Consider the following 1,369-nt stretch of genomic DNA (forward strand, 5'->3'; position numbering starts at 1 on the left):
GCGCTTGCCCCAAAGCGGGAGGCGCTGGCGCAGCGCGTAGTTGACCTCGCGCTCGGCACCGGCGGAGCGCCAGGGCTTGTCCGGATCGAGGCCGCGGAATCCAAGGGAAGCCGTCGGGTCGGGTAGGGCGCCCGCTGGCTGGATCCGTGCTTCGGCGGCCTGGGCCTCGAAGTCCATGGCCCGCAATTCCGGGTTGTGTTCCAGAACCCAGGCGCGGATCGACTCGAGGCTGTGCCCCGGGACGGGTTCGGTGGCGGTCACCGGCAGCGCCAGGGCCCACAAGGCGCCGGCAAGCACGCCGGCAAGAAGGTGCCGGAGCGGTGGCAGACGGCGGGACAGAGGGCGAGGGTGCAGGCGCCTGGCCGGCAGTCGGTCGAACGGGGATGCCATATCAGTGTCCTTGGGCCGACGCGACGCAGGTCGCTCGGACGAGGGCAGGAACACATGCCGTGACGCAGCCACGGCGCGAACGCACAGGACTGCGCCGCACAGACGTGCGGAGCAGTCAGCGTCCAGGCATCAGATCAGCAGGAGTGCCGCTGGATGGGCGGTAGGTCGGTGCCAGGCGGGTCTGGGCGGCGAATCCACCCATGTAGCCGTGACACCTGGCGCAGCATCCGCAATCGCGGCGATCGCAAGCCAGGAGAACCAGGCTTCGGCCAGCAGCGGCGGAATCGAAGGGATGCGCCCACTGTCCGCCGAGATGTCACCCTCGGTGCAGTGCGCGTCGCACACTGCCTTGCTCGCTGAGGGGAGCTCGGCATCGCAGCCGTGGCCATGGTCGTGTCGGGTGTCGGTGGCGGCAGCGACAAACGCCGCCGGCGTGACTGGGAGATCCAGGCAATCGCCATGGCCTGCGAGCGCGAACTGGGACCAGAGCAGGGCCACCATCGCGAGGAGGGCGGTGCGCTGGAACAAGTTCCGATGGCGGATGCGGACCATGGCGTGAGCTTACCTCTTACTGGAACCGATGCAATTGATCCAAGTCAATCCTTGGCCAGGCCCAGGGGCTGGCGCGGCACAGATGTGGTCGGCGAGGACGGTACGGCGGCCGACTTGGCAAGGCGAAGGGCGTTGGCCACCACCGACACCGAGCTCAAGCTCATCGCAAGCGCCGCGACCATCGGGCTCAGCAAGATCCCGAATGCGGGGTAGAGCACCCCGGCCGCGACCGGCACCCCCAGCGCGTTGTAGAGGAACGCGAAGGTGAGGTTCTGCTTCATGTTGGCCACGGTGGCCTGGGAGATCTTCCGGGCGCGCAGGATGCCCCGCAGGTCGCCCTTGACCAGGGTGATCTGGGCACTGGACATCGCGACGTCGGTGCCCGTGCCCATGGCGATGCCGACGTCGGCCGCGGCGAGCGCCGGGG

At 69.0% G+C, this 1,369-nt stretch carries 1 protein-coding gene and 2 pseudogenes; all 3 read right to left on the reverse strand.

The features are described 5' to 3' along the window. Nucleotides 1-261: pseudogene (locus JCM9942_RS15950) on the reverse strand (TolC family protein); the annotation flags it as partial. 258 nt (nt 262-519) lie between these two features. Then, entirely contained in the window at nt 520-942 is a 423-nt protein-coding gene (locus tag JCM9942_RS15955) for a hypothetical protein (protein WP_049404632.1), read from the reverse strand. A gap of 44 nt (nt 943-986) precedes the next feature. Continuing rightward, nucleotides 987-1,369 (reverse strand): annotated as a pseudogene (locus JCM9942_RS15960) (copper-transporting ATPase); the annotation flags it as partial.

Source organism: Stenotrophomonas pictorum JCM 9942 (assembly GCF_001310775.1).
Lineage (GTDB): Bacteria > Pseudomonadota > Gammaproteobacteria > Xanthomonadales > Xanthomonadaceae > Stenotrophomonas > Stenotrophomonas pictorum.